Origin of the sequence: Giesbergeria sp. (assembly GCF_028686475.1) — a bacterium.
GTDB lineage: Bacteria > Pseudomonadota > Gammaproteobacteria > Burkholderiales > Burkholderiaceae_C > Simplicispira.
Genome location: NZ_JAQUCA010000015.1, coordinates 1 through 26,181 on the forward strand (window position 1 = coordinate 1; position 26,181 = coordinate 26,181).

General features: G+C 54.6%; 23 protein-coding genes, 1 tRNA gene and 2 pseudogenes. 6 read left to right on the forward strand and 20 right to left on the reverse strand.

All coding sequences use genetic code 11. The annotated features are described in order from the left end of the window. Positions 1-210 precede the first annotated feature (210 nt). The 6 genes and pseudogenes from PHX60_RS10650 to PHX60_RS10675 form a co-directional block, all read right to left on the reverse strand. A pseudogene (locus PHX60_RS10650) lies at positions 211-707 on the reverse strand (ABC transporter permease); the annotation flags it as partial. Then, positions 704-1,888, reverse strand: coding sequence for an FMNH2-dependent alkanesulfonate monooxygenase (ssuD, locus tag PHX60_RS10655; protein ID WP_300077258.1), 1,185 nt, complete (start codon positions 1,886-1,888; stop codon positions 704-706). The gene ssuD and the pseudogene PHX60_RS10650, both read right to left, overlap by 4 nt. 27 nt (positions 1,889-1,915) lie before the next feature. After that, positions 1,916-2,065, reverse strand: coding sequence for a hypothetical protein (locus tag PHX60_RS10660; RefSeq protein WP_300077259.1), 150 nt, complete (start codon positions 2,063-2,065; stop codon positions 1,916-1,918). 40 nt (positions 2,066-2,105) lie between these two features. Then, positions 2,106-3,080: a sulfonate ABC transporter substrate-binding protein gene (locus PHX60_RS10665; protein ID WP_300077260.1), complete on the reverse strand. Its 975-nt coding sequence runs from the start codon at positions 3,078-3,080 to the stop codon at positions 2,106-2,108. Positions 3,081-3,177: 97 nt separating this feature from the next. After that, a complete protein-coding gene (gene ssuE / locus PHX60_RS10670; RefSeq protein ID WP_300077261.1) occupies positions 3,178-3,768 on the reverse strand; it encodes an NADPH-dependent FMN reductase in 591 nt (196 codons plus the stop codon). 30 nt (positions 3,769-3,798) lie between these two features. Next, a complete protein-coding gene (locus PHX60_RS10675) occupies positions 3,799-4,815 on the reverse strand; it encodes a sulfate ABC transporter substrate-binding protein (protein ID WP_300077262.1) in 1,017 nt (338 codons plus the stop codon). A gap of 118 nt (positions 4,816-4,933) precedes the next feature. Between PHX60_RS10675 and PHX60_RS10680 the strand changes: the two genes are divergently transcribed. The 5 genes from PHX60_RS10680 (at position 4,934) to mnmC (ending at position 10,035) form a co-directional block, all read left to right on the forward strand. After that, positions 4,934-5,206, forward strand: a complete 273-nt coding sequence (locus tag PHX60_RS10680) for an oxidative damage protection protein (protein WP_300077263.1) — start codon at positions 4,934-4,936, stop codon at positions 5,204-5,206. Between the two features lie 97 nt (positions 5,207-5,303). Next, positions 5,304-5,699 (forward strand): hypothetical protein, encoded by a 396-nt coding sequence (locus tag PHX60_RS10685; RefSeq protein ID WP_300077264.1) that lies wholly within the window; start codon positions 5,304-5,306, stop codon positions 5,697-5,699. Positions 5,700-5,769: 70 nt separating this feature from the next. After that, a complete protein-coding gene (locus PHX60_RS10690; RefSeq protein ID WP_300077265.1) occupies positions 5,770-6,531 on the forward strand; it encodes a hypothetical protein in 762 nt (253 codons plus the stop codon). Positions 6,532-6,564: 33 nt separating this feature from the next. Further along, positions 6,565-8,202, forward strand: a complete 1,638-nt coding sequence (locus PHX60_RS10695) for an exonuclease domain-containing protein (protein ID WP_300077267.1) — start codon at positions 6,565-6,567, stop codon at positions 8,200-8,202. Positions 8,203-8,205: 3 nt separating this feature from the next. Continuing rightward, the gene (gene mnmC / locus PHX60_RS10700) at positions 8,206-10,035 is read left to right on the forward strand and encodes an FAD-dependent 5-carboxymethylaminomethyl-2-thiouridine(34) oxidoreductase MnmC (protein WP_300077268.1); all 1,830 of its coding nucleotides are present in this window, start codon (positions 8,206-8,208) and stop codon (positions 10,033-10,035) included. Positions 10,036-10,047: 12 nt separating this feature from the next. Here mnmC and PHX60_RS10705 read toward each other — a convergent pair whose 3' ends face one another. Together PHX60_RS10705 and tsaE are read right to left on the reverse strand one after the other, a co-directional pair. Continuing rightward, the gene (locus PHX60_RS10705; protein WP_300077270.1) at positions 10,048-11,550 is read right to left on the reverse strand and encodes an N-acetylmuramoyl-L-alanine amidase; all 1,503 of its coding nucleotides are present in this window, start codon (positions 11,548-11,550) and stop codon (positions 10,048-10,050) included. Next, positions 11,547-12,002: a tRNA (adenosine(37)-N6)-threonylcarbamoyltransferase complex ATPase subunit type 1 TsaE gene (gene tsaE / locus PHX60_RS10710; protein WP_300077340.1), complete on the reverse strand. Its 456-nt coding sequence runs from the start codon at positions 12,000-12,002 to the stop codon at positions 11,547-11,549. Before tsaE ends, PHX60_RS10705 begins: the two co-directional genes overlap by 4 nt. Before the next feature lie 66 nt (positions 12,003-12,068). Between tsaE and queG the strand changes: the two genes are divergently transcribed. Further along, positions 12,069-13,133, forward strand: coding sequence for a tRNA epoxyqueuosine(34) reductase QueG (gene queG, locus PHX60_RS10715; RefSeq protein WP_300077272.1), 1,065 nt, complete (start codon positions 12,069-12,071; stop codon positions 13,131-13,133). On the opposite strand, the gene PHX60_RS10720 is transcribed toward queG, so the two are convergent. The 12 genes and pseudogenes from PHX60_RS10720 to PHX60_RS10775 form a co-directional block, all read right to left on the reverse strand. Next, complete coding sequence (locus tag PHX60_RS10720; RefSeq protein ID WP_300077274.1) at positions 13,130-14,191, reverse strand: chemotaxis response regulator protein-glutamate methylesterase; 1,062 nt, start codon at positions 14,189-14,191, stop codon at positions 13,130-13,132. The two genes, queG and PHX60_RS10720, sit on opposite strands and share 4 nt — an antisense overlap. After that, a complete protein-coding gene (locus PHX60_RS10725; protein ID WP_300077276.1) occupies positions 14,188-14,697 on the reverse strand; it encodes a chemotaxis protein CheD in 510 nt (169 codons plus the stop codon). The genes PHX60_RS10720 and PHX60_RS10725 overlap by 4 nt, the downstream gene beginning before the upstream one ends. Position 14,698: 1 nt before the next feature. Next, positions 14,699-15,508 (reverse strand): protein-glutamate O-methyltransferase CheR, encoded by an 810-nt coding sequence (locus tag PHX60_RS10730; RefSeq protein WP_300077278.1) that lies wholly within the window; start codon positions 15,506-15,508, stop codon positions 14,699-14,701. A 91-nt stretch (positions 15,509-15,599) separates the two neighbouring features. Continuing rightward, positions 15,600-17,387 carry a methyl-accepting chemotaxis protein gene (locus PHX60_RS10735; protein WP_366144382.1) on the reverse strand — a complete coding sequence of 596 codons (1,788 nt, stop codon included), beginning with the start codon at positions 17,385-17,387 and terminating at the stop codon, positions 15,600-15,602. Positions 17,388-18,180: 793 nt separating this feature from the next. After that, positions 18,181-18,726: a chemotaxis protein CheW gene (locus PHX60_RS10740; protein ID WP_300077280.1), complete on the reverse strand. Its 546-nt coding sequence runs from the start codon at positions 18,724-18,726 to the stop codon at positions 18,181-18,183. 11 nt (positions 18,727-18,737) lie between these two features. After that, positions 18,738-19,916 (reverse strand): methyl-accepting chemotaxis protein, encoded by a 1,179-nt coding sequence (locus tag PHX60_RS10745; protein WP_300077344.1) that lies wholly within the window; start codon positions 19,914-19,916, stop codon positions 18,738-18,740. A 147-nt stretch (positions 19,917-20,063) separates the two neighbouring features. Beyond that, a pseudogene (locus PHX60_RS10750) lies at positions 20,064-21,647 on the reverse strand (MCP four helix bundle domain-containing protein); the annotation flags it as partial. Positions 21,648-21,670: 23 nt separating this feature from the next. Then, entirely contained in the window at positions 21,671-23,869 is a 2,199-nt protein-coding gene (locus PHX60_RS10755; protein WP_300077282.1) for a chemotaxis protein CheA, read from the reverse strand. Between the two features lie 32 nt (positions 23,870-23,901). Beyond that, the gene (locus PHX60_RS10760; protein WP_300077284.1) at positions 23,902-24,237 is read right to left on the reverse strand and encodes an STAS domain-containing protein; all 336 of its coding nucleotides are present in this window, start codon (positions 24,235-24,237) and stop codon (positions 23,902-23,904) included. Between the two features lie 22 nt (positions 24,238-24,259). Beyond that, positions 24,260-24,628 carry a response regulator gene (locus PHX60_RS10765; RefSeq protein WP_300077285.1) on the reverse strand — a complete coding sequence of 123 codons (369 nt, stop codon included), beginning with the start codon at positions 24,626-24,628 and terminating at the stop codon, positions 24,260-24,262. A gap of 8 nt (positions 24,629-24,636) precedes the next feature. Further along, positions 24,637-25,845, reverse strand: coding sequence for a methyl-accepting chemotaxis protein (locus PHX60_RS10770; RefSeq protein ID WP_300077287.1), 1,209 nt, complete (start codon positions 25,843-25,845; stop codon positions 24,637-24,639). Positions 25,846-26,050: 205 nt separating this feature from the next. Then, positions 26,051-26,127, reverse strand: a tRNA-Val gene (locus PHX60_RS10775). Positions 26,128-26,181 lie beyond the last annotated feature (54 nt).

Here is a 26,181-nt window from a genome sequence, read left to right on the forward strand (position 1 = left end):
ACCGAGGTAGCTCTTGAGGATGTCACTGTTGGCGATACTGCCGTCGCGCATCGGAAATTGAGCATCGACCAGACGGTTGAGGTTGATGCGCTGGAGGTACTTGCCAATCAAGGCCAGACCGGCCTGGGCGCTCAGGTCGTAGGGCAACTGTTTGAGAATGAAATTGGGCATGGGGATTCACCTGCTGGGCGAACAGTATTTGGAGCTTAAACTATTGATTTCAATAGGGAAACTGGAGATTTTTGACATGAATTCACGGATTCAGGGGTTTCGTCAATACCAAACCACAAAATCACCAAGGGAATCAGCGCCAGCGCCGGGATGTTGCGTACCATTTGGATGCTCGAATCGAGCAAAGTCTCGGCCCAACGCACCGAGCCGGTCAACAAGCCCAGCAGCAACCCCAAGCCACCGCCTACCGCCAAACCTGCCAAGGCGCGGCCCGTACTGACTTGCACATGCGTCCACAAGTCACCCGAGAGCGTGAGCGTCCACGCAGCGCGCAACACATCGACGGGCGCAGGCAGCACGCGCGTGGACAACCAACCCAAGGCCGAGGCGATTTGCCACAGCGCCAGCAAGCCCACGGGCAGCAACCAAGGCAGCAGGCGCTGCACCACCGCACTTATCCAAGAGCCTTCCTCGTCAGTCCCAGCGGTGTTGCTGGCTGCTGGCTGGCCGGGTAAGGATTTAACGCTGGTGTTCATAAACTTGGCCCTTGCGTACTGCTGGCGCTGGCCGTCGGGCTAAATTGGTTGCCCACGGTTTCGCCAAACGGCCCCAAAGGCGAGCCACCGGCCAGTTTTTCGCGCAACGGCAGCGGCAGCAGCGGAAACACCAATTCGGCAAAGCGGTAGGCTTCCTCTAAATGCGGGTAGCCCGACAGCACAAAGCGCTCAATGCCCAACGCTGCATACTCTTGCAGGCGTGCTGCCACCGTTTGCGGATCACCCACCAAAGCCGTGCCAGCGCCCCCGCGCACCAAACCGACACCAGCCCACAAATTGGGACTGATTTCTAATTCAGCCCGTGTACGTTTCGTGCCACGCGCATGCAAGGCGGCCATGCGGCGTTGGCCTTCGGAGTCCATGCGGGCAAATACGGCTTGCGCCCGTGCCACGGTGTCGTCATCGACATAGCGAATCAGGTCTTCCGCCGCTTGCCAGGCTTGGGCTTCGGTTTCACGCACAATCACATGCAAGCGAATGCCAAATTTCACCTCGCGGCCATGCCGGGCCGCTTTTTCGCGCACGTCGGCAATCTTTTTCGCGACTTCTGCTGGGGGTTCGCCCCAAGTGAGATAGGCTTCGGTGTATTGCGCGGCCAACTCGTGCGCTACCGGCGAAGAGCCACCAAAATAGACGGGCGGATGGGGTTTTTGCAGCGGCGGAAACAGCAGCTTGGCCCCTTTCACTTGCAGATGTTGGCCTTGATAATCCAAAGTTTCGCCTTGGTGGCTGCGCGCCAAAATTTCGCGCCAAATGTGAATGAACTCGGTCGCTTGGGCATAGCGCGTCGGATGGTCTTGGAACAGTCCATCGCCCTCCAGCTCGATTTGGTCGCCGCCCGTGACCAAGTTAATCAGCAAGCGCCCACCCGATAGGCGGTCAAAGGTCGAGGCCATGCGTGCGGCCAGTGCCGGTTGGTGCAAGCCGGGGCGCACCGCTACCAAAAATTTCAGGCGCGTGGTGGCCGGAATCAAGCTGGAGGCCACCACCCACGGGTCTTCGCACGAACGCCCTGTGGGAATCAACACCCCTTCGTAACCCAAGCTGTCGGCTGCTACCGCAATTTGGCGCAGGTATTCGGGGCTAAGCGCGCGTGCGCCTTCGGTCGTGCCCAGATAGCGGCTATCACCGTGGGTAGGAATAAACCAGAAAATTTGCATGGTGAATGTCTTTCGCAATCAGAATGTTCAGTAAGAGATGGCAAAACCACCGCGTGGAGCGCGGGCCAGCACGCGGCAAGACCGTTGCCCATTCAAGCCCCAAGCGGTAGCGGTGATGCACAACAGGCGTTGCAAGCGTTGGTGCAAAGGAAAGGGCATCGGAACAGGCGCGGGCATGGCGTTCTCCTCAAAAATCAGCAGGGTAAAGGCGCTGCAATCAGCGCAAATCAATCGGTGCGGCGTGGCGCAGATTGAGTTTTTTCGGAATCAACTTCAACTCAAAGAAGGTGTCGGCAATCGCTTGTTGCTCGGCCAAAATCTCGGGGGTGACTGGCACCATTCCGTAGCGCAAGTTGTTGACATACAGCTCAACAATGGAGCGCTCCAAGCCCAGCACTTTGGACAGCTCTTGCGCGGCCTCGGCTTTGTTTTTGCTGGCCCAAGTGTCAATGGCGCTGACTTCTTCAATCGCAATCTTCAGCACATCGGCGTTTTTGCTGGCAAAGTCACGCGAGGTAAAGTAATACTGGCGGTTGTTGGCCAAGCCTTGGGCATCGGCCAACACACGCGCCTCTAGCGTCTTGATGGCAGAGGACAAAAACGGGTCCCAAATCAGCCACGCATCGACCGAGCCACGCTCAAACGCGGCCCGTGCATCGGCGGGCGGCAAAAACACCACTTGCACATCGGCATACTTCAGGCCGTGCTTTTCCAGCAACTTGACCAGCAGGTAATGCACATTCGAGCCTTTGTTCAGGGCAATTTTTTTCCCTTTCAAATCGGCCACTTTTTGCAGCGTCGAGCCTTTGGGCACCAACACCGCCTCGTTGTGTGGGCGCGGCACGCTGGTGCTGGCATAAACCAACGGCGCGCCAGCGGCTTGGGCAAAAATCGGTGGGGCTTCGCCCACATCACCAAAATCAATCGAGCCGACATTCAGCGCTTCTAATTGCACTGGCCCAGCCGTGAACTCGGTCCAAGTGATGCTCACGCCCAAGGGGGTTAGGCGTTTTTCTAAGGTGCCCCGGCCTTTCAGGATGGAGAACCAGCCTTTTTGGTAACCAATGCGTAGCACACGATGGATATTGCCCGATTGGGCCAGTGCCGAACCGGTAGCGCCCAGCGTGGCGGCCACAGCGATGGCACTGGAAGCGAGCAAACGGCGGCGCGATAGAGAAGTAAAGTCAGACATACGCGGTGTTCTTTCAAAATCGGTGGTGAATGCAGGCAAAGCTGCGCCCGGCCCTGCTGGGGCAGGACAAAAATCAATCAAGGAGAATCAGGACGGCTTAAACGCTACAGCGCACTTGCGAGAAATCCACCGGCGCAAAGCTGCCTGCCGCCCAATGGGCCGGGCGCAAGGTTTCGCTCAGCAAAATGTGGGCGGCATCGTCCAATCGGGCCCCAATGTCGGGGTGAACGGTGTAAGCGCCTTCGGGGCTTAGCGTGACTTGGGCATCATTGGCATAAATGCCGGGCAAAATATGTTTGGCTCCCAGCGATTGCAGCACCGGGCGCAAGGCGTAGTCCAGCGCCAGCATGTGGTGTGGGCTGCCGCCGGTAGCCAGCGGCAACACGGTTTTGCCTTTCAGGGCGGTTTGCGGTAGCAAATCTAAAAAGGCTTTCAGCACCCCGCTATAAGCTGCCTTATAGACCGGCGTGGCCACCACCACCACTTGGGCTTTTTCCACTTGGGCGCTGGCCGCCACGATAGCTGGATGGTCAAATTGGGCCAGCACCAGCGCTTCCGGGGCCACATCGCGCACGCTCAGGCGCTCGCTGCGAATCCCCTGCACCGACAAACGCAGGGCCACGGCATCCAACAAAGCCGCCGAGCGTGAACGTGCCGTGGGGCTGCCAGCAATCAATAAAACAGACATGATGAACTCTTCTCTTTCGCCTGTGCTGGCTTACTTGCGCGCGGCATAAATTTGGTCAAAGCTGCCGCCATCGGCAAAATGGACTTTGGCCACCTTGTCCCAACCCCCAAAAGCCTCGTCAATCGTGAACAGGTTCAGCTTGGGGAACTGCGCGGCATACTTGGCGCGGGCTTTTTCCGATACCGCTGGGCGGTAAAAATGCTTGCCTGCAATGTCTTGGCCTTCTTCGCTGTACAGGTACTTTAAGTAAGCCTCGGCCACGGCGCGCGTGCCTTTTTTGTCCACGTTTTTATCCACCACCGTCACCGCTGGTTCGGCCAAAATGCTGATGCTGGGCACCACAATTTCTATCTTGTCGCCAAACTCTTTTTTCAGCAGATAGGCTTCGTTCTCCCAAGAAATGAACACATCGCCTTGGTTGCGCTGCGAGAAGGTAATCGACGAACCGCGCGCCCCGGTATCGAGCACCGGCACATTGGCATAGAGCTTTTGCACAAAGTCTTTCGCTGGGGCCTCGCCACCGTACTTGCGCTTGGCAAACTCCCAAGCCGCCAAATAGTTCCAGCGTGCGCCGCCCGAGGTTTTGGGGTTCGGGGTAATTACGCTCACGCCCGGCTTGACCAAATCATCCCAATCTTTAACCCCTTTGGGGTTGCCCTTGCGTACCACCAGCACAATGGTGGAGGTGTAAGGTGATGCGTTGTGCGGCAGGCGTTTTTGCCAATCTTGCGGAATCAGCTTGCCATTGGCGTGCAGCGCGTCGGTGTCCCCCGCCAAGGCCAAGGTGGCCACATCGGCGCTGAGGCCGTCAATAATGGCGCGCGCCTGCTTGCCCGAACCGCCGTGCGATTGCTGCACAGTTACCTCCTGCCCGGCCTGGGCTTTCCAGTGCTTGGCAAAGGCTTGGTTAAATTCGACATACAGTTCGCGCGTCGGGTCGTAGGATACGTTCAGCAACGTGACGTTTTGTGCAAGAGCCGAGGCAGCGCTGAGGGTCAAGGCCACAGCGGCCAGAGGAATCTTGATAAAGTGGCGACGAAGGCTCATGGTCGGTCTTTCTGGTGTCTTGAAATGCAATGGCTGGATTCTGAAAGCTAAGCTTCAAAACTGGAACGACTGAATTTTCAGTTTTTAATTACCTAAACATCTAAAGAAGCGATTTGATATGACAAGAATGGTTCAATGTATCAAGCTGGGCAAAGAAGCCGAGGGCCTGGACTTCCCACCCTACCCCGGTGACTTGGGCAAGCGCCTGTGGGAAAACGTGAGCAAAGAGGCTTGGGCCGCTTGGCTCAAGCACCAAACCATGCTGGTGAATGAAAACCGCCTGAACTTGGCCGATGCGCGGGCGCGCCAGTATTTGGCCCGGCAGATGGAGCAGCACTTTTTTGGCGGCGGTGCCGATGCGGTGCAGGGCTACGTGCCGCCCAGCGCCTAACGGTGGCGCGGACGGTGTAGCCTTTGCGCACCGTACCGTGGGTTTTGCGGGCACCCTGGGTGGTGCCTTTTTCTTGGACTCTGCTCTTTGATGCCCTGTGTCGAACCCAAGCCCCTTGCTCCCTGCCATCGCACCCGCCAGCGGTGGCGCACTGACCAATCCCACCGGGCCGCAGCGCATTGCTGCGCGCATGGCGGAAGACCTGTTGAGTGTGGCGCGCAGCCAAGACTCTAGGTCAATCGGGCTTGATGTACCGTGTGGTAGAAATACCGGCTTCAGCATGGGCCTGAGTTTTGACGAAGAAATCTACAAAAAGGCCAAGCCGTTGTTTCAGCAAGCTATTGCCAATCTTGGCAACCCCAACAGTGATTTGAAAGAGGCTATGCGTGCCGTAGTACAGCTGGTGGTGGACAAGTTCGGAACGGAGGCCGCACAGAATATGAAGCCCTATGTGGTGCGTTTTATCAGCGAGCGACAATCACCAATCATGTAGGTTGGAGGGTTGACTTGCTTCACTGAAATTGTCATACCTGTCTGACAGTGCGCCTATCTCCTTGACTTCCATGTCCCACCAAAAACCCCTGCTCCCGGCCATTGCCCCCGCCAACGGTGGCGCACTGATCAATCCCATCGGGCCGCAGCGCATTGCCACGCGCATGGCAGAAAACCTATTGAGTGTGGCACGCAGCCAAGAACGAGCGCTGGCAGCCCAGCGGCATCATCCACTTGGTGATAACAAACCTAAAAATCTCAAGCTGAACCAGTTTGATGACGGTTTAGACAAAGAAATGCTGGAGTGGGGCGTTACTCTTACGGGGTTCCACCTAGAGGCTGGTGTTCGTAAGTTTGCAGACTTGGCAGCCGTACTGGCCAATGAGCTGGGTGTCAGCCAATCTAGGCTCAAACCATACTTGCGTTGCTGGTACAACGGCGCACGGGATGTGATGGAAGATCATGGCTTGAGCATTGAGGGCATGGACTCCCCGGATGTTGTGCTCGCAGAATTGCAAAAAATACTAAAGCAAGAGCTGCTTTCAACCCTAACCCGTGTGATGGATGCTGCTTTCCGACTTGGCCACTATCAATTCAGGGAAGCAGGTCGGTTTGTCATGCAGATGATCCGAGAGGATATTAGCGATGATGTTGCAGATCAAATCACGCTAGACCTACTGCAAGGGGCGTATATTGCTATGGCGGGTAGGTACAAGAAAGATGGTGCCAGTAGCAATTTTGAGGTCATAGAAGTCAAATCACTGGACGAACTGGATCAAAGGGTTGGGCCAACCACCACAGAACAGAACTTGGGCTCAACACGCTCAAGATAAGCCCCAAATAACCCAAGCCCACATCAAGCAAAAATGAACCACCATTCTTGGATCCTCCTCGACACCGAAACCAACGGCATCAAGGCTCCAATCTACGTGGTAGAAATCGGCGCGCAAAAAATGAACGGCTGGCTGCCCGATGGCCCACCGTTTCGCCGTTTGCTCAACCACAATGCCAACATTCCGCCCGAAGCCTCGCGCGTCAACGGCTATACGCGCGAAATTCTGGAGCGCGATGGCGACGACCCGCTGGCGGTGTACCAAGACTTTGCCGCCTACGTGGGTGATGCGCCCTTGGTGTCTTACAACCTGCCGTTTGATTTGGATCGGGTGCTGCTGCCCGAGTGGCAACGTCTGAACATCACCCCGATAGGGCAACGCGGTTTTTGTGCGCTGGTGCTGGCACGTCGTCTGCTCGACCCAGTGCCCGCTGGCAATTGCAAGCTGCAAACCTTGCGCCAGTTTTACCGTCTGCCTGCCCGTGGCGCACACAGCGCGCTGGGCGATGTAGAAACCGTGGTCGATTTGCTCGACCAAGTGCTGCGCCCGCTGGCCGAAGCACGCGGCATCCAGACTTGGACTGAGGTGCTGGCCTTCACCGAAGCGCCTTGGTTTCCCTCGCTGATTGCCTTTGGCAAGTTCAAAGGCCGCAATTTCCGCGAAGCCGCCACCGACAGCGACTTGCACGATTGGTTGCAATGGCTGGCCGGTTCCAGCAACGCGCGCAGCGCCAGCATGGGCCAGTGGTATTTGGCGCAACTGGAGGCCGACGCGCCGCCACCAGCAGCCGTAGGCGTGGCTGCCAGTGACAACGTCAACATTGCCGCCTTGCCACAGGGTAGCGCCGTGGTGCTGTACCTATCGCCGCAAAAGGCTGAACTGCAACAACTCATCAGCGCGGCACGCAACCGACTGGCCGATTTAGAAGCCGACTACACCGCGCAAAAACACGCCGTCGATGTCACTTTGGCCCAACTGTTCCAGGCTTTGCGGCCCTACTACCAGCGCCGTGACCAACTGCAACTGAAAATTAACTTCCGCCGCCAATACCTCGATGTGCTGATGCAAGCCGGGGACGAAGAAGCCGAACAAGTCCAGCAAGCGCACACCCAAGCACGCCAGCAAACCGACGCAGAATATGAACAAGCTGCAACAGAAGCCGCCAGCAAACAGGCTTTGACCGAAGAAGAAGCCCAAGAAACCAAAACCATCTGGCGCAAACTGGTCAGGGCCTTCCACCCCGACCGCTGCATGGACGACGCGGAAAAACGCCAAGCGCACGAATGGCTCACGGCAGAAATCAACCACGCGCGTGACCGGGGCGACATTCAACGCCTGCGCGAGATTGCACACGACCCGGATGCCTTCCTGCTCCAGCATGGCATGGCCGTGCTGAGCCAAGAGGACTCCAACGATGTGCTGCGCTTACGGACGCTGCTGGACTCCTTGCAACAGCGTATTCTGGAAATCCTCGAAGCCTTGAACGATTTGCACGAAACCTCCGGCTACGAACTGCACCAGCGCGTCCAACAAAACAGTGATTTCTTTAACAACACCGTGGCCGAACACATCTCCGCGCTAGAGGCAGAAATCGCTGCTTTGGACGCAGAGGCCGCCCAGCTGGCCGAAGAAATTGAAGGACTAACGGGCGTGTCCATAGAAAATGATTAAGCCATGACTGAAGCAACCGACGAGCTGACCGACTCCACGCAAGCGCGCGAGGTGTTCTTGCAAGGCTGTGGCCTGCCCGAGGATTGGGCGGGTCAGGCCCAATGGCGCATCCTAGAAACCGGCTTTGGTTTTGGCCTGAATTTTCTGGTTACTTGGGCCGCTTGGCGCGCCGACCCGCAACGGCCCCAGCTGCTGCATTTCATCGCGCTAGAGGCTGGGCCGGCAGCGGCGGATGATGTGCTGCGCGTAGCAGCACGCCACCCCGAACTGGCCGAACTGGCCCAAGCCCTGGCAGCCCAATACTGGGGCTTGCTACCGGGGGTGCATCGCCTGTTTTTTGACGAAGGCCGCGTGCTGCTCACGCTGGCCATTGGCGATGCCCAAACGCTGTTGCGCGCGCAAGATTGGACGGTGGACAGCGTTTATCTGGATGGCTGCTTTAACCCAGCTTGTAACCCGGAGCTTTGGAGCCTAGCCAGCTTCAAAGCCGTGGCACGCTGTTGTCGCCGTGGCGCACGGCTGGCGACTTGGAACGTCGCCCGGCCAGTGCGCGAAGCCCTGACGCAATGCGGCTTTAGCGTGGCTAAAGTGCCGGGGATACCACCCGCGCGCGACACCCTGCAAGCCACCTTTGACCCCCATTGGCAGCCGCGCAAGCCTGCCAGCGCCAGTGCGACACCTGCACCTGCCAAAGCTGGGCAGTGTGTGGTGATTGGTGCGGGCTTGGCCGGTGCCGCCGTGGCGGCCAGTTTGGCCCGGCGTGGTTGGCAAGTGCAGGTGCTAGACCAAGCCGCGCAGCCTGCCGCTGGGGCTTCTGGTTTGCCAGCGGGCTTGTTCTGCCCGCATATTTCCCCTGACGATAGCGTGATTTCGCGCCTCTCGCGCAGTGGCATTCGGGTGCTGATGGCCCAGGCCCAAAACCTGTTGCAAGCAGGCCAAGATTGGCAACCCGAGGGCGTGTTAGAGCATCGCGTCGATGGTCGTTTGGGCTTACCAGCCCACTGGCCCGATGGCCCCGGCAGCGATTGGAGCCACCCGGCCAGCACCGCCCAACTGCAAGCCGCTGGTTTGGCGCCCGAGGCCATCGCCTGCTGGCATGTGCGCGCTGGTTGGTTGCGCCCGGCCCAATTGGTCGCCGCCTTACTGGCACAGCCCGGCATCGTCTGGCGTGGTGGTGCCAACGTGGCCCACCTGCACGCCACCGAAGCAGTCAATGGCAACTTGCAATGGCAGATGTTGGATGCCGACGGCCACCTGCTGGCCCAAGCGCCCTTGGTGGTGCTGGCCGCTGGTTTTGCCAGTCGGGCTTTGTCGGGTGAGCGCCTACCGCTGCGCCCCTTGCGCGGGCAAATCTCTTGGGCAGTGCAAGATGCGGCCTTAGAGGCCGCCTTGCCTCCCTTCCCCGTCAATGGCGAGGGCAATTTGGTCAGCCATATTCCGCTGGACGATGGCCGCCGTGCTTGGCATTTAGGCTCCACCTTCGAGCGCGGTATCGACACCCTGCCACCCACCGCAGAGGAACGCGCGCAAGCCCACGCCGCCAACCGGCAACGCTTGTCCGGTTTACTGCCCACGCTGGCCCCCACCTTTGATGCCTATTGGCCCGAGGTACAAGCTTGGGCCGCCGTGCGCTGCACCGCCCCCGACCGCCTGCCCGTGGTAGGCCCGCTAGACAGCGCCAGCCTGCCCGGCCTGTGGGCCTGCACTGCGATGGGCGCACGCGGGCTAAGCTTGTCTTTGCTGTGCGCCGAATTGTTAGCCGCCCGTTTGCATAATGAGCCGCTGCCCTTGGATGCCAAACTGGCACAAGCCTTGGCCGTAGAGCGGCTGTAAGCTGCTGCCGCCTTATACCGTGCGGCTACGCGCCAGTGGCGGATTTTTGGCAAAGTAGCGGCGGATGCCATTCATCAGCGCATCGGCCAACTCAGCCTGATAAGCGGCACTGCGGAGCTTGGCTTCTTCTTCCGGGTTGCTGATAAAGGCCGTCTCGACCAACACGCTGGGGATGTCGGGGGCTTTGAGTACCGCAAACCCGGCTTGTTCTACCCGTGGTTTGTGCAGCTTGCCTACATTGCCAATCTCGCCCAACAACACGCTGCCCAATTTCAGGCTGTCGTTGATTTGTGCTGTGGTGCTCATATCCAGTAGCGCACGCTGCACATGCTGGTCTTTGACGCGCACATTCACGCCACCAATCAAATCGGCTTGGTTTTCTTTGTTCGCCAACCAACGCGCCGCCGTGCTGGAGGCCGCTCCTTGGCTCAGGGCAAACACGCTGGCCCCACGCGCATCGGGGTTGGTAAAGGCATCGGCATGGATACTGACAAACAAATCCGCCTGCACGCGCTGGGCTTTTTGCACCCGCGTAGCCAGTGGCACAAAATAATCGCCATCGCGCGTCATGTAGGCGCGCATTGGGTTACCGGCAATCGTGGTGCGGTTGATGCGTTCGCGCAGCAGATGGGCCACGCGCAACACGATGTCTTTCTCGCGCGTACCGTTGGGGCCAATCGCGCCGGGGTCTTCGCCGCCGTGGCCGGGGTCCAGCGCAATAATGATGAGGCGGTCGGTTTGGCGTTGCTGGGCCGTGGCTGCGCTAGAGTTGCTTACGGGGGGGGGCGCGGCGGTCGCTGGAGCTGGTGCTGGCGCTACGGGACGTGTGGCAGCAGGCTTCGGTGCCGGTGCCGGAATGGGATGCTGCTCGTGGTGCTTGGCAATCAACTCCCCCAGCGGGTCCACGCCAGCACCGGCAGGCGTGGCGGCTGCCGTGGCTGGGCTGGCTGATTTGCTGGCGCTGGGCTTGGTTGCTGCGGTTACGGGGGCGGTGACAGGTGCAGGTGCAGGTGCAACTGCTGGTGCAGCGGCAACGCTGGCATCAGAATCGCGCAGGCGCTCGGCAATCAGCGCCTCTAGGGGGTCGATGGGGCTGGCGGGATATAAATCAATCACCAACCGATGGCCATAGGCGGCCACAGGCGGCAGGGCAAACACTTGGGGCCGTGCTGCTTGCTTGAGGTCAATCACCAGCCGCACCACATTCGGGGCATTTTGGCCCACGCGGATGCCCGCAATGTTGGGGTCATCGGCACGCACCTTGGCCAGCAACTCGCGCAATTGTGGGCTTAGTTCAATGCCCTCAATATCCACTGCCAGCCGGGGCGGTTGGGTGATAAAAAATTGCTTGTTGTTCAGTTTGGTGTCTGACTCAATCGTCACGCGGGTGTAATCGGCCGCAGGCCAAACGCGCACCGCCAAAATGCCAGCGCCACGGGCCAACTGGCCAGCTCCCAGCAGCAGCACCAGTCCACCACGTTGCAACAGACTGCGCCGGGTTGTATGGGCGCTCATGCTTGCAATCCTTGCAGTAGCTGTTGCCCACGCACGGTCTGGGCTTGTAGCGTGGCTTGGCGGCAGGTTTCGTCCTGTACGTCTAAGGCAATCGCCAAATCAGCCGGAGGCAGCACGGCGGCAGCTTTTTCTGGCCATTCGGCCAGTTTTAGGCCGGTGCTGGCAAAAATATCCCGAAACCCGGCATCTTCCCATTCACGCGGGTCATCAAAGCGGTAAAAATCAAAATGCCAAATGGCCATGTGGGGCGCTTGGTGTGGCTCCACCACCGCATAGGTCGGGCTTTTGATACGGCCTTGTACCCCCAAAGCGCGCAACAAATGGCGCACCAAGGTGGTTTTGCCTGCACCCAAATCGCCATGCAAAGTGATAAAAGCATCGGCCAAGGCCGGTTGTGCCGCCAAACGTTGGGCAAAATGGGCGGTATCGTCTTCATGGTGCCATGTAAACACTGCCGGTGCAGTGACAGTTTCTACAATCGGGCAATGGTGGTTTGTAGCAGTCAACTTATTCCTCAAATGCGGCAATGGGCGCGCGAGCTGGGATTTTCCCAAATTGGCATCGCGGGCGTAGATTTGTCTGGTGCAGAAGCCGGTTTGGTGCAATGGCTGGCCCAAGGGTTCCACGGCGACATGCACTATATGGCCGCCCACGGCCTCAAGCGTGCGCGGCCCGCAGAACTGGTGCCGGGCACCATCAGCGTGATTACGGCGCGCATGGATTATTTGCCGCACGATACGCCAGCGGGCTGGCAAGGTGTCGAGTTTGCCCGTTTGCAACAACCCACGCAAGGCGTGGTCTCTTTGTATGCCCGTGGGCGCGATTACCATAAAGTGTTGCGCGCCCGGCTGCAAAAGTTGGCGGACCGGCTGGCCCAAGCCGTGGGGCCATTGGGGCACCGCGTCTTTACCGATTCGGCCCCGGTGCTAGAAGCCGAACTGGCGGCACGCAGTGGCCAAGGCTGGCGCGGTAAACACACCCTGCTGCTCAACCGGCAAGCGGGTTCCATGTTTTTTTTGGGCGAAATTTATATTGATTTGGCCTTAGAACCCACCGAGGCCAGCAGCGCCCATTGCGGCCAATGCAGCGCCTGTATGGATATTTGCCCTACCCAAGCCATTGTGGCCCCTTACCGCTTGGATGCGCGCCGCTGCATTTCTTACCTGACGATAGAACACGCTGGCCCGATTCCCCTAGAACTGCGCCCGCTGCTGGGCAACCACATTTACGGCTGTGACGATTGCCAACTGGTGTGCCCGTGGAACAAATTTGCCCAAACCAGCACCTTGGCCGATTTTGCTGCGCGCGCTGGGTTGTCGGGTCAGCAGTTGGTGCATCTGTTTTCGTGGGATGAAGCCAGCTTTTTACGTTTAACCGAAGGCAGCCCCATTCGCCGTATTGGCCACGAACGCTGGTTACGCAACGTGGCCATCGCTTTGGGCAACGCCTTGCGCGTGGCCGATGCCCAAACTGCCGCGCCGCTGCGTGCTGCGCTGCACAACCGTAGCGACGCTACCAGCACCTTGGTGCGCGAGCATATCGCCTGGGCCTTGGCCCAAGCGCCCAACTTGGGCAACACTTAAAGCGACATTTGCGCCTGAATTTCGCGCGCAATCGCCTCTAGCGACACGGCACGCATCACCGCGCCGCGCTTTACCGCCTCTTTGGGCATCCCATAAACCACGCAACTGCGCTCATCTTGGCCCAAGGTTTGCGCGCCCACTTTACGCATCTCCAGCAAACCCGCCGCGCCATCATCGCCCATACCCGTCATGATGACCCCGAGCGCATTGGCCCCGGCACTTTTGGCCACCGAACGGAACAACACATCCACCGAAGGCCGGTGCCGATTGACCAGCGGGCCATCCACCACCTCGACAAAATACTGGGCACCGTTGCGCCGCAGCAACATATGCTTGCCACCGGGCGCAATCAAGGCTCGGCCTGGCATCACGCGGTCGTTGTTTTGCGCCTCTTTAACTTCAATTTGGCACAGGCCATTGAGACGGCTGGCAAAGGCAGCAGTAAATTGTTCGGGCATGTGCTGCACAATCACAATACCGGGACACACGCGCGGCAAAGCAGTCAGCACCACCTCTAACGCTTGTGTGCCGCCGGTAGAAGTACCCAAAGCCACCACGCGCTCAGTGGTTTGAATCATGGCTTGGCGGCCAGTATCGGCCACGGCGGGCAAAATCGCATCTGCCGTAAGTTTATCCCGTGGTTGTAATCGACGCACATTGGCGCGCGCCGCTGCCTTGACGGCGGCAGTTAAATCATCGCTGCTATCGGTTAAAAATTGCTTGAGGCCCAATTTGGGCTTGGTGATAATAGAAACCGCTCCAGCAGACAAAGCCGCCAAAGAAGTTTGCGCGCCCTTTTCTGTCAGGGTAGAGCAAATCACCACCGGCGTGGGATGCTCGGCCATGATTTTCTTTAAAAAAGTAATGCCATCCATGCGCGGCATTTCAATGTCCAGCACAATCACATCTGGCCATTGTTTGGCCATGCGCGTCATGGCCAAAATCGGGTCGGCCACAGCAGCCAACACCTCAATTTCGGGGTCAGATTCTAATAATGCCGTCACTACTTGGCGCACGACCGCCGAGTCATCGACCACCATCACTTTAATACGTTTCATGGCTGATTGGGGAGTTGTGTGGGTTTGACTTGGTGAGACCAAACATCCCCGGTACTGACATCAAAAATAATTTGTCGGTGGCCAATGCCAAACAGGCTCTCAGAAATAATTGGGATGCCCTGCGCCTGCAATAAAGTGCGCGCCGCCTCGCCATTTCTGCGCCCAATGTGCATCATGCCTTTGCGCGTTTGTTTAGGAAACATATTACCACCGCCAAAAATTTTGCTTTGGCATTGCTGCGGTTTGATACCAGCTTGGGCCAATTCAGCCAGCATCAGCTGCAACGCCTCGTCGCCATAGCGTGCATCCAAAGGCCGTACTCCAGCATCGAACAAATGGCGTGTAGGCAGTAAAAAATGCGACATGGCCCCGATGCGGCTGGCTGGGTGCCACAGGGTAATCGACACGCACGAGCCTAGCATGGTACGTATTTGGTAATTGGCATCACCGACAAAATACTCCCCTGGCTTGAGAAAAATGTCAATCAAATCGTTCAGGTGCGCCATTTCAGGGATTTTTGCGATAAATAGAGGGAGCCAAGGGCTGCACGTCGTGATTAATATCGTTCAAGCTTTCAGAATGTCCAATAAAGAAATGCCCCCCAGGGCGAATGGCTGCAATCACTCTGGCCACCACTTCGCGTTTAGTATTGTCATTAAAATAAATCATGACATTACGCAAAAAAACAATATCAAACAGACCCAATTGGGGTAAAGGCGCATTCAGATTCAGTTGGCGAAAATGCACTTTTTGACGCAAGCTGCGCTCAATCAACAAGCTGCCTTGGTATTCTTGCGTGCCACGCAAACAAAAGCGCCGCAGGTAGTCGGTAGGCACATCTCGCGCACGTTCTAGCGAATAATGGGCTCTGGCCGCACCACGCAATACCTTGGTGCTAATATCTGAACCTACAACCTCCCAAGGGGTATCTTGGCCCAAGCAATCGGCCAAAACCATTGCAATACTGTAGGCTTCTTCACCGCTGGAGCTGGCGGCACTCCAAACCCGAAACATCGCACTGCGCCCACGGGCAGCCGAGGCTTGGCGACGCAAAAATTCAAAATGTTTGGCTTCGCGGAAAAAATAAGTTTCGTTGGTCGTTAGCGCATCAATCGCCATCTGCAATTCTGCCGCATGTACGCCATCGTGCAGCAGCCGAAAATACTCGCCATAGCTTTCTAAGCCGTGGTAACGTAAGCGTTTGGCCAAGCGCCCACTGACCAAGGCTTTTTTAGAATCTGGCAGGGTAATGCCGGCTGCATCAAAAATAAAGCGCTGGAATAAAGCAAATTCTTGGTCACTCAACGCAGTGGTCATAGGGTGAAATACCGCCACAGTGAAAGATAAAATCCACTCGACACACCAAGCCCCCATGTGATAGCGCCCAATTTATTCATAGAGCCACCTTTTAGAATTTGGTAAACTTACTTTCGTCAATATCGGTATCGCTGCCCTCAGGGCTTGCAGAGGTCGCCAAACCCATTGATTTGATAAAAGCTTTGGATGAACCCGCAGAGACCCGCCCCCTTGGAGCCTGTGCATGACTGCTGTGCTGCGCCACTCTGCCAGCGCCAGTATAGGTAGCGGTAGAAGCTTTAGCCGTATTGGCTACCAACCTGCGACCGCTTCCCTCTAATTTGAAAAAAGCCATTGTTTGCTGCAACTGCTGCACTTGGCCGCTCATTTCTTCTGCAGTGGCTGCCAGTTCTTCCGAGCTGGAAGCATTTTGCTGTGTGGTTTGGCTCAATTGGCTGATGGCCGAATTAATTTGGCTGGCTCCAGAGGATTGCTCCTCAGAAGCTGCGCTAATCTCTTGTACCAAATCAGAGGTTTTCTTAATGCTGGGCACAATTTCATCCAGCAGCTTTCCCGCTTTTTCCGCCAAATCAACACTCGAACCCGCAACTTCGCCAATTTCTTGTGCTGCCACTTGGCTGCGCTCGGCCAGTTTACGCACTTCAGCGGCTACCACGGCAAAACCCTTGCCATGTTCACCCGCACGGGCTGCCTCAATTGCTGCATTCAGGGCCAGCAAATTGGTTTGGTAAGCAATATCGTCAATAATACCGATTTTCTTGGCAATTTGCTTCATGGCAGCTACCGTTGCTGCGACTGATTCACCGCCTTCGGTGGCTTGTTTGGCCGCTTGGCTGGCCATGCCATCGGTGACTTTGGCATTTTCGGTATTTTGCGAGATGGAAGAAGTCATCTGCTCAATCGAAGCGCTGGTTTGTTCCACACTGGCGGCCTGTTCGCTGGAGGCTTGCGACAATGATTGTGCAGTGACACTTACCTGATCCGACGCATTAGACAGCGCTTCGGTCGCATTAATAACTTCGGCAATCACGCTGGCCATTTTACCGACCGCATTATTGACCATATTCTTTAGCTCGCGCAGGTCCCCTTGATAATTGCCATCGACACTGTGTGTTAAATCACCTTGTTCAACGGAGCCAAGTACGGCACTGACCTCGTTCACTGGCTGTACCACGGCTTCTAAGGTGGCATTAATGCCTTCAATCACCTTACGGAAATCGCCCAAATGCTTCGCTGCATCGGCACGCACCGATAATTTACCCTCTAAGGTAGCTTGAGACAGCATTTTGGCATCAGCCACCAAAGCCCCTACGGCATGAATCACATCCAGCAAGCTCTTGGCCAGAATATCTTGCTCAGAACGCACCTTTACCGACACTGATAAATCGCCCTTAGCGATGGACTGGGCTGCCGCTGCCTGCTGATTCGTTGCTTCAATACAAGCATTCAAGTTATTTTTAATGGTATTAAAATCACCATTATAACTATCCGTGATGGCAGGTGGTACATCACCGATGGCAATACGGGCCACATAATTGGCGGCAACATTCAAGGGGCCAATCACGGCATCCAGCGTATCATTAACACCCTGCACAATTTTACCAAAATCACCTTGATGTTTAGAAACATCAGCACGGGTAGTCAATTTTCCCTCTACTGCCGCCTGAGATAACAAATGGGCATCGACCATCATGGTTTGTACTGCTGATTGCATAGCAGCAATAGATTGTGTCAAAGCCCCCACCTCATCACGGCTACCATGCTCAAGCTGGAATGCAAAATTGCCTTCTGCCATATTTTGTGCCGCATTCATTAATTTACGCACAGGCGGCACGATTTTCATAAACAACAACCAACCCAACACCACTGAAGTCAGCACCGCCAAGGCGGTGATAACAAAAAGCAAATTCTTCAATGTTTCAGAATGTGCGGCACTTTTTGCTACTTGAGAGGCTGTGCGCTTGTCAAGTAGTACAAAAAATTCATCGACTGGTGCCATCACCTTGGCTTTGTAGAGGTGATAATCACGGCTGTGCAGCAAATTTCTGGCCAATTCAAAATCTGGTGCTTTCGATACTGTGTAGTTACCTTGGCTATCAGCGTACAAACCCTTCGCTGCATTCATCGCCTTTATTTCGGTTTGCACCAATTCATTAGAATTAGCAGCAGATTGCTCTAGCTTGGCCAACTCTTCGGTGCTAAATCCGGCTTGTTTCATCAAGGTCAACAAAGGCACAGCCACTGTGGGCGGGCGCGGCATACTCTCACCAGCAGCTACAAAATCCCAATAAATGCGTTGATACTCTTGCGGCCTTGGTTTTTTGCCATTGCGAATATCTAAAATTTCATTGTATTGACGTTCATATTCTGCTTGGCCACCACTGACCACATAAGTGCGTGCCAAACGGGTTAAATCATCAGAGCTTTGGCGCAATTCATCGGCTAATAAATAAGCTGCATAGCGTTCTTCTTGGCGCAGAGAGGCTTCTTTTTCAGCCGAAGATGCTAGGATAGAAAAAGTGAAAATTATCAATAAAAAACTGATAATAACGGCAAAGGAAAACACCAGCAATGTACGAATAGACATATTTTTCATGATTTTCCTTAGTGAATTATCAATTAATTATTTTGATTGATGTCAATAATACTATAAGCAGTGAAGCGCCCCCCACTTAGGCGGTAGTATTTTGCAGGGTTTCAGCTTGCGTTGTCACCCGTGTTAAGCTGCTCAACTCATCGAGTGATAATACTTCATTCACATTGAGCAGAATAACAAAATGACCATTGACCTTGCCCATGCCTTCGATGAAATCAGTACGAATCTTGGCCCCAAAAGCGGGGGCAGGTTCGATTTCACTGCGTGGAATTTCCAATACTGCATTCACGGCATCTACCACTACACCCATGTCATGACTGGTATCGCCCGTTTTAACCTCCACAATCACAATGCAGGTTTTTTTGCTCACTGCCCCCGGCTTTTTACCAAAGCGCACCGCTAAATCTAACACTGGTAATACAGCACCGCGCAGGTTAATGACACCCCGAATACACTCGGGCATCATCGGTACTTCAGTTAAGCCGTTGTACTCAATAATTTCTTTAATGCACAAAATACCAATAGCAAAAGGCTCACCATTGAGTAAAAATGTCAGATATTGCTGATTTTCTTGGGTAGCAGTGCTGGTCGTTTTCGCCGACATGGGGGCAATTTGGTTCATGGAGCAGCCTTTTAAAATTTGGTAAATTTGCTTTCGTCAATTTCCGTATCGCCCGCATCCAAGGTACCCGCACTTCCCAATCCGGCGGACTCCATAAATGCCTTGGCTGGCGTGCTATTGCCTAATTTGCGCGCACTTATTTTGGCATGGGCTGCACTGCTTGTCGCTGTGGTTCTGGAGGCATGGGCGACTGGCTTGTGCAACTGATGGCCACTGCCTTGAATTTTGAAGAATGCCATTGTTTGCTGCAACTGTTGCACTTGGCCGCTCATTTCTTCTGCGGTGGCGGCCAGTTCTTCCGAACTGGAGGCATTTTGCTGTGTGGTTTGGCTCAATTGGCTGATGGCCGAATTAATTTGGCTGGCCCCAGAGGATTGCTCCTCAGAAGCGGCGGTAATCTCTTGTACCAAATCAGAGGTTTTCTTAATGCTGGGGACAATTTCGTCCAGCAGTTTGCCCGCTTTTTCCGCCAAATCAACACTCGAACCCGCGACTTCGCCAATTTCTTGCGCTGCCACTTGGCTGCGCTCGGCCAGTTTACGCACTTCAGCGGCTACCACAGCAAAACCCTTGCCATGCTCTCCGGCACGGGCTGCTTCAATCGCCGCATTCAGGGCCAGCAAATTGGTTTGGTAAGCAATATCGTCGATAATACCGATTTTCTTGGCAATTTGCTTCATAGCAGCTACCGTTGCTGCAACCGATTCACCGCCTTCGGTGGCTTGTTTGGCCGCTTGGCTGGCCATGCCATCGGTGACTTTGGCATTTTCGGTATTTTGCGAGATGGAAGAAGTCATCTGCTCAATCGAAGCGCTGGTTTCTTCTACACTGGCCGCTTGCTCGCTGGAGGCTTGCGACAATGATTGTGCGGTAGCACTGACCTGGTCCGAGGCATTGGACAATGCCTCAGTAGCATTCAGTACTTCGGCAATCACGCTGGCCATCTTACCCACTGCACTATTGACCCTATTTTTCAGCTCACGCAAATCACCTTGGTAATTGCCATCGACACTGCGCGTTAAATCGCCTTGCTCAACGGCACCCAGCACCGTACTCACTTCGTTGACGGGTTGTACCACGGCTTCTAGGGTGGCATTAATACCTTCAATGACTTTACGGAAATCACCCAAATGCTTCGCTGCATCGGCACGCACCGATAATTTACCCTCTAAGGTGGCTTGCGACAGCATTTTAGCATCGGCTACCAAAGCACCCACGGCACGAATTACATCCAGCAAGCTCTTGGCCAAAATATCTTGCTCAGAGCGTACCTTCACTGACACCGATAAATCACCCTTGGAAATAGACTGTGCAGCGACTGCTTGTTGATTGGTGGCTTCAATGCAGGCATTCAAATTATTTTTAATGGTATTGAAATCACCATTGTAGCTATCGGTAATAATCGGAGGCACGTCACCGACTGCAATACGGGCAACATAACTGGCCGCCACATTCAGCGGCCCAATCACGGCATCCAGAGTTTCATTGACACCTTGCACAATTTTACGGAAATCACCTTGATGTTTGCTGGCATCGGCACGGGTGGCCAATTTTCCATCCACCGCAGCCTTAGACAGCATGGCGGCATCGGTCACCAAAGCATTGACGGCTTCAATACAGGTATTGAGGTTATTTTTGAGTGTATTGAAATCGCCGTTATAACTGTCAGTGATTTTAGCTGGAATAGCACCACGCGAAATATCATCGACATATTTGGCAGCAACGTTCAGTGGCCCAATCACGGCATCCAGGGTTTCATTGACACCCTGTACAATTTTACGAAAATCACCCTGGTGTTTGCTGGCATCGGCACGGGTGGCTAATTTACCATCCACCGCAGCTTTAGATAATATAGTTGCATCACTGACCAAAGCATTAACGGCATCAATACAGGTATTCAGGTTATTTTTAATGGTATTAAAATCGCCATTGTAGGTTTCAGTGATTTTGGCTGGAATGGCTCCATGCGAAATATCATCGACATATTTGGCGGCTACATTCAGCGGCCCAATCACTGCATCCAGCGTATCATTAACCCCCTGCACAATTTTACGGAAATCACCTTGGTGTTGCGTTACATCAGCCCGTGTGGCCAGTTTTCCTTCTACTGCCGCCTTAGAGAGCAAGCTCGCATCAGCCATCATGGCTTGAACCGCTGCTTGCATAGAGCGCAATGATTGCGCCAGCACACCCATTTCATCTTGTTGATTCAGTGTCAGTGCATTGCCAAAATTACCCGCAGCCATATCATTGGCATGGTTCATCAATTGGCGTGTGGGTTCGGTAATACTGCGCGTAATCAGCCAACCTAAGACAGCACTCAAAGCAGCAGCAGCCACCGCTAAAATGAGCAATAAACGCTCGGCAGCTGAGGCCAATTCTTCTGCCTCTTTGCCACGGCTCACAATCAATGCGGTCTGCCCCTCTGCCATTGCATGTACGGCAGCGATATAGTCTGCTTGGCTTGCACGCAAGGCACCCGAAAGCATAGCGGTAGCTTCTTCGCGTTGACCGGCTTTAATAAAAGCAATATAGCGCTCCATGTCTTTCACATAAGCAGCCCTAACATCTTTCACCTTTTGCAGTGCCGCTTGTCCAGCATCAGTTTCGAGCATTTTTTCTAATTTAGCGACATTTTCAGTGACCTGCTTGCTTTGTGCTGGCAGACGATCCAGTTCTTTTTGTACCTCTTCGTCTTTGAAAATATGAATGTTGCGTATAATACGCGCATTGACATTAATGGCTTCAATGATTCCGTTGGCTATGACTGTTTTTGGAAAATCTTGTTGCACCAAAGATCGAATATCGCCATTAATTTGATTGATGCGTGACATGCCAATACCGACCACGACAACCAAAAAGATTAACATGGCTGAAAAGCCAATTGCTAATCGAGTGCCAATTTTCATATTTCCAAACATAGAATTTCTTTCTGGTTCCGATGTCAAGTTTTTGGCAATAGATGATTTAAATCATCGCCAGAGATTCCGTTTTTTTTGCGCTCTGCATGGCCTTGGGTGGCTTGCTGTATCAAAGCAGGCACATCCAAAATCAAGGCCACCTCACCGCTGCCTAAAATGGTAGAACCACTGATACAGCGCGCTTGGTTAAATAATTTGCCCAGGGGCTTGATGACGGTTTGAAACTCACCCAACAGGGTATCCACCACCAGCCCAGCTTTTTGCCCTGAATGCTTCAGTACCACAATATTTTCACGGCGCTTGGGCGGGGTGCGTATATCAAACAGCTCACGCAGTCGAATAAATGGCAAAATTTCACCCCGCAGATTGGTGTAATTGTGGCCTGGCTCTTCAGAAAAAGCCACACATTCTTCAATCATGTCCAATGGAATAGCAAACACCGAGGTATCCACTTCGACCAAAAATCCATCAATAATGGCCAAGGTCAAGGGCAAGCGAATTGACACCGTAGTGCCTTGCCCTTCGGTGCTTTGAATGGCCACACTACCGCGCAAAGCTGCAATATTGCGTTTCACTACATCTAAACCTACACCACGGCCAGACAGGTTAGAAACTTTATCGGCGGTAGAAAACCCTGGCTCAAAAATAAGGGCATAGACTTCGCTGTCGGTTAGGTGGTGGCCTGACTCCAGCAAGCCTCGCTCAATCGCTTTGCTGAGAATTTTTTCACGCTTGAGGCCACCTCCATCATCTTCTACGGTAATAACAATGCTGCCAGAATCATGGAAAGCATTGAGACGCAAACTGCCTTGGGCGGGTTTTCCTCGGGCTTGGCGCTCGGCTGCGGATTCAATGCCGTGGTCCATTGAGTTGCGAACCAAGTGCATTAACGGGTCGCCGATTTTCTCGACCACGGTTTTATCGAGTTCAGTGTCTTCGCCGTTGATAAGCAAAACAATGTCTTTGCCCAATTCGCGCGAAACATCGTGTACCACACGCTGAAAGCGGCTAAAGGTGGCCCCAATTTTGACCATCCGCAGTTGCAAAGCGCTGTCGCGCACCTCTTCTACCAAACCAGACAATTTAGAGGTGTGTTCTTGTAATTCGGTGATGTTGGCACGCTGCGCTACCAAATTCACACCAGCACCGACAATAATCAGTTCGCCCACCAAGTTAATCAGTTGGTCTAGTTTATCGGCATCAATGCGGATGGAGCGGCTTTCTTGGGCGTGCATCTCCTTGACTTGGGCTTGTTTTTTGATAGCAGCTTCTACGATTTCGGGCGGGACGGATTGCTGCTCTAGTAGTACCTTGCCCAGCAGTGGCGCAGGGGGGAGTGATGCGGCCTGTGTTTGCAAGGCCATGTCCAGTTCTTGCTGGGTCAGGGCACCGCAATGCACCATCATCTCGCCAATGCGGGCGGAGGCTTCGTGCGATTCTTGCTCTAGGATGCGGATGTAATCGCTGGTGCGGCTGTGGGGAGGCAAAATTTGCAGCTGGCAATCATCGCGTACAAATTCAAACACGCCCTCGATGGTAGTTTTGGTGGCGTTGCTGCTGAATTCAATTTCATAGCCCAGATAGCAATCTTCGGGGTCCATGTCGGCGGCATCGGGTAGCTTGTCCTCCAGCACCAGCATTTCCACAATTTGCCCCAAGGTTTGCAAAAAGCGAAAAAACGACAGGGGGTCCATGCCATTGCGTAGCACGTTGGGCGCAAAGCGTACCGAAATATGCCAGTGGTCTTGGGGTGAGGCGGCAGAGGGCAGGCGTTGTGCGGTGGGCGCTGGCGTAGCAGCAAGGCCCGAGCTGGTGGGCGCGGCGGGTGCGGCGGCCAAATAGCTACGCAGTTGCTCTAACAACGGTGCCCCTTGTGCCGTGAGCGTGGCATCCGAAGTATCTTGCCCGGTGGCTACCGCATCAATCAGGGCGCTGATATGGTCACAGCAGGAGAGTAACAGGGCAATGAGTTGGTCTGAGATGGTGACCCGACCATCGCGCACGCGGTCTAGGACGCTTTCGGCCACATGGGTAAATGCCACTACGCCATCGAGGCTAAACAGCCCTGAGGAGCCTTTGATGGTGTGCGCTGCCCGAAAAATAGCGTTGATGAGTTCGGTTTTTTCTTCGGCCTGCTCTAGGGTGAGCAGGGAATTTTCCATGTCTTCGAGCAGCTCTCGGCTTTCGACAATGAAGGTTTGCAGGGCTTGGTCGAGGTTCATAAAAAACACCTTTGCCGGGAGTGCCCCTGTGCTTAATGGCGCGCTGAAGTGGGCGGCGGCTGTGCGATGACTAAATCATCACCAAAATAGGCGGCTAAATTGAGCAAATCAAATACATTCAGCACCGCCGGGCTGTGGCCCATGAGGCGCAATTGCCCGTCTTGCTTGCGGGCAGTGCGCTTGGCCAATATCAGCAGTTGCAAGCCCGCAGTATCCAACTCTGTGACACCCGAGAGATCAACTTCTAGCGTGGCGCCGGGTTGTTGTAAAGGCTCAAGTAACAGCTGCTTGAGTTCTGCGGCGCGGTAAATGGTCATTTCGCCAGCCATACGCAAGCTGGTGTGGGGGGCGGCGGCAGTCGTAGTCATGGTGTGCAGACGACGTTAAAGTTTAAGGCAAACACAATTTTTGTACCGCACCCAGCATTTGCTCGGGTTTGAAGGGTTTTACCACCCAAGCCTTGGCCCCTGCCGCTTGGCCTTCGCGTTTTTTGGATTCATCGGACTCGGTGGTGAGCATGATGATGGGCGTGAAGCGGTAATTGGCCAGTTGTTTCACCGCTTTGACAAAACTGATGCCATCCATCACGGGCATGTTGACATCGCTGATGATGAGATGCACTTTTTGCCCAGTCAATTTATCTAAGGCATCTTTGCCGTCTTTGGCTTCAATCACCTCGTAGCCAGCACCGCGCAAGGCAATGCCAACTACCATACGGATAGAGGCGGAATCGTCAACAATCATGATTGTTTTGGCCATTTTCCCTCCTAGAAGAAAGTAATATCGTCGTCCGCAGCGGACGGGGTTGTGGGGGTGGCGGTTTTTTCTGCCCCAGCCTTGTTAGCACTGGAGGGGGCGATGTTTTTTTGCTCGTGCGCCAAATGCTGGTCTTTCATGACGTAGCTTTTACGCATTTCGGCCAAAAATTCTTCAGAATTGAGCGCGGCGACATTGCCCTGTTGTAGGCAGTCTTGCTCGTGTTCGGCAAAGTAGGTTGGAATGCGACCAATGTTTTGCTCTACTTGTACCAAAATTTGACTGACCCGGTCTTGGAATTGCAAATTGACCAAAGCCTCGCCAATTTCGCCATGAATGGCCATGCTTTCTTGCTTGAGCAAATCGCTGGAGGCCATCAGGCCACCGGCAATGTTGCGGAAATTTTCTACCACTGTGGTGATGCGCTCTTGCGAGGCTTGCATGGCTTGGTCTTCTTGGTTGACCGATTGTTGCGCCGTTTGGCAGGTGTTGGTGATGGCTTCGCTAATCACCTTGACCATGCTGGCAATGCGCTGGCCGGTTTCGCCCGATTGGTTAGACAACATGCGAAACTCTTTGGCCACCACCGAGAAACCCCGACCATGCTCGCCAGAGCGGGCAGCTTCGATAGCGGCGTTGAGGGCCAGCAAGTTGGTTTGGGCGGCAATTTTGGCGACATCGGTCGCCATGTCTTCTAATTGTTTGGTGAACTGGTTGAGCGATTGCACCTGCTCTAACATGCCCGCCATGCTGTGCATGGCCGAAGTTTGCGAGGCCAGCACTTGGGTAAGTTCTTGTTGGCTTTGTGCCAACACCTGCACCAAATCAAGGCCTTGGCTATCGCCCGAGGTGGTGGCTTGGCTGGCGGCAGAAACGGTGTTTTCTAGGCGCTGCACAATTTCGCTGAAACGCAGCGTCAGGGCGGTAATGGCCGATTCCATCTGCGTGCGCGAGTTGCTGATATGCCCGGCCCAGACCGGGGTAACTTTTTCGCTAAATTCGCGCTGGCCAGCTAAAAATTGAGCCAATAAGGCGGCTTGCTGGCGGCTGTGTTGCGCGTGGATAAGCCAGCCTAGCCCAGCACCAGCCAGCAGCAAGACCACAGCCAACAGCCAAGCCAGCCAGCCAGTGCTACCTACCAGCAGCACGGCCAAAGCGCCCGCTAAACCGAGCAGGGCTGAAAACCAGAAAGTCGAATTATTCCAGTCGGAGTGAATCAAGAAATTTTTCTCCTGGGTGGATAATAAATAAAACCATGCTTTGTTGTGGGTGTACCGTGATGTAACACAGTGACACAGTGCATAGGAATGCTACCAGCTTTTAATGTCCCTGAAGCCAAGCCCACAAGGGTAATAAGTGGTATGGCACTATGGGTAGGCAGCAAATAGAAAAGCCCCCAAGATTTCTCATGGAGGCTTTTAAATCTGGTAGGCGCGATTGGAATCGAACCAACGACCCCCACCATGTCAAGGTGGTACTCTAACCAGCTGAGCTACGCGCCTCTGAATTAACAGAGAACGCTATTGTAGCAGCAAAAAACACGGTCTTGGCAATTG

What these genes read in the sequence shown, in the direction of transcription:
- ssuD (WP_300077258.1), bottom strand. Translation starts at nt 1,888, where the DNA reads ATGCAAATTTTCTGGTTTATTCCTACCCACGGTGATAGCCGCTATCTG.
- PHX60_RS10660 (WP_300077259.1), bottom strand. Translation starts at nt 2,065, where the DNA reads ATGCCCGCGCCTGTTCCGATGCCCTTTCCTTTGCACCAACGCTTGCAA.
- PHX60_RS10665 (WP_300077260.1), bottom strand. Translation starts at nt 3,080, where the DNA reads ATGTCTGACTTTACTTCTCTATCGCGCCGCCGTTTGCTCGCTTCCAGT.
- ssuE (WP_300077261.1), bottom strand. Translation starts at nt 3,768, where the DNA reads ATGTCTGTTTTATTGATTGCTGGCAGCCCCACGGCACGTTCACGCTCG.
- PHX60_RS10675 (WP_300077262.1), bottom strand. Translation starts at nt 4,815, where the DNA reads ATGAGCCTTCGTCGCCACTTTATCAAGATTCCTCTGGCCGCTGTGGCC.
- PHX60_RS10680 (WP_300077263.1), top strand. Translation starts at nt 4,934, where the DNA reads ATGACAAGAATGGTTCAATGTATCAAGCTGGGCAAAGAAGCCGAGGGC.
- PHX60_RS10690 (WP_300077265.1), top strand. Translation starts at nt 5,770, where the DNA reads ATGTCCCACCAAAAACCCCTGCTCCCGGCCATTGCCCCCGCCAACGGT.
- PHX60_RS10695 (WP_300077267.1), top strand. Translation starts at nt 6,565, where the DNA reads ATGAACCACCATTCTTGGATCCTCCTCGACACCGAAACCAACGGCATC.
- mnmC (WP_300077268.1), top strand. Translation starts at nt 8,206, where the DNA reads ATGACTGAAGCAACCGACGAGCTGACCGACTCCACGCAAGCGCGCGAG.
- PHX60_RS10705 (WP_300077270.1), bottom strand. Translation starts at nt 11,550, where the DNA reads ATGAGCGCCCATACAACCCGGCGCAGTCTGTTGCAACGTGGTGGACTG.
- queG (WP_300077272.1), top strand. Translation starts at nt 12,069, where the DNA reads ATGCGGCAATGGGCGCGCGAGCTGGGATTTTCCCAAATTGGCATCGCG.
- PHX60_RS10720 (WP_300077274.1), bottom strand. Translation starts at nt 14,191, where the DNA reads ATGAAACGTATTAAAGTGATGGTGGTCGATGACTCGGCGGTCGTGCGC.
- PHX60_RS10725 (WP_300077276.1), bottom strand. Translation starts at nt 14,697, where the DNA reads ATGGCGCACCTGAACGATTTGATTGACATTTTTCTCAAGCCAGGGGAG.
- PHX60_RS10730 (WP_300077278.1), bottom strand. Translation starts at nt 15,508, where the DNA reads ATGACCACTGCGTTGAGTGACCAAGAATTTGCTTTATTCCAGCGCTTT.
- PHX60_RS10740 (WP_300077280.1), bottom strand. Translation starts at nt 18,726, where the DNA reads ATGAACCAAATTGCCCCCATGTCGGCGAAAACGACCAGCACTGCTACC.
- PHX60_RS10745 (WP_300077344.1), bottom strand. Translation starts at nt 19,916, where the DNA reads ATGCTGTCGCAAGCCACCTTAGAGGGTAAATTATCGGTGCGTGCCGAT.
- PHX60_RS10755 (WP_300077282.1), bottom strand. Translation starts at nt 23,869, where the DNA reads ATGAACCTCGACCAAGCCCTGCAAACCTTCATTGTCGAAAGCCGAGAG.
- PHX60_RS10760 (WP_300077284.1), bottom strand. Translation starts at nt 24,237, where the DNA reads ATGACTACGACTGCCGCCGCCCCCCACACCAGCTTGCGTATGGCTGGC.
- PHX60_RS10765 (WP_300077285.1), bottom strand. Translation starts at nt 24,628, where the DNA reads ATGGCCAAAACAATCATGATTGTTGACGATTCCGCCTCTATCCGTATG.